General features: G+C 63.7%; 1 protein-coding gene. It reads right to left on the bottom strand.

Annotated features, from left to right (window positions below; translation table 11 throughout):
* Positions 1-1239, bottom strand: a 1239-nt coding sequence (locus tag H8A95_RS43120) for a recombinase family protein (RefSeq protein ID WP_229188462.1), incomplete at its 3' end; no start/stop codon positions are given.
* Positions 1240-1251: the final 12 nt, after the last annotated feature.

Below are 1251 nucleotides of genomic sequence, written 5' to 3' on the forward strand. Positions count from 1 at the left end.
TTGACGCCGAGCGCGCTCGGCCTCGTAGCGGGCGCGCTCCACGCGAAGCGCCCACTGGCGCTCGAGCTGACGGCTCTCCTGCTCCAGTTGGCCCGCCGCCGCGAGTGCGATCTCAATCTGATCCGGCACCAGGGCATCGAGAACCACCCGCTCGACCAGCGCGTCAACCGCCAAGGCCCGGACTTCCTGACACAGTGCACTGCCTTGCTGGTCCCGATCCGCGCGGCAGCAATAGACCGGATAGTCGGCATTCGGGCCCGTGTAGCGCATGCTCATGCGCCGTCCGCAACGGCCGCAGATCGCAATTCCTTGTAACAGGGCTGCCCCCTTGCGCGGTACGCCAGAATGTCCTGCCTCATAGCGGAAGACGTTATCTGCCAGTCGCCCCTGGTTGGCCATGAACTCCTCCCAGCTGATATAGCCTGGGTGAGCGGCGTGGAGGCAAACCGCCCAATCCCCGATCGCCACCTTGACCGTTCCCGTCAGCGATCCCGGCCGGCATCGGCTCGGATCCTTTTGCCGGCGGCCATAAACGTACGCCCCAGCATAGGCCGGATTTTGAAGGACGCTAAGGACGCGTGCACTATCTGGCGCACGCCAGACGATCTCGTGTGGAGATGGTCCAAGCAGCGGTCGAACCGGCAAGGACAATCCGTTCCTGTCCAAGTAACGCATCACACGGCGAGCGCTTTGCAGTTCCCGGAATTTGGCGAACACGAGATGAAGACGGGCCTGCACCTCCTCATCGGGATTGAGAACAATTGTGGCCGCTCGATCATAGGCGAGCCCGGCTGGCAGGGGCAGCCGCAGTTCGCCCCGCGCCGCCTTCTGGCGTTCCCCTTGGTGAAGGCGCATCCGAAGCTGATGCAACTCTGCCTCGCTCATGATGCCGGACAAGCCCAACAGCAGGCGGTCGTGGTAGGCGCGAGGATCGTAAAGCCGCTCACCATCCGCAATGAGCACGCCAAACACCGAGCACAGTTCGAGAAGCTGATGCCAGTCCCGGTTATTGCGGGCCAAGCGAGAAGCGTCGAGGCTCACCACAAGACCGGCGTTGCCAAGGCCGATCTCGGCAATGAGCTTCTGGAAACCACGACGATCCACACCGCCAGCACCGGATTTGCCCAAGTCCTCGTCAATGACCTGGACGCGCTCCGGCGGCCAGCCCAGACCGATGGCGCGATCGACGAGGCGGTACTGCAGCTCCGTGCTCTCCTGGTGCTGGCGCACCTGGTTCACGGATGACTGCCG

The organism is Bradyrhizobium oropedii (genome assembly GCF_020889685.1).
Lineage (GTDB): Bacteria > Pseudomonadota > Alphaproteobacteria > Rhizobiales > Xanthobacteraceae > Bradyrhizobium > Bradyrhizobium oropedii.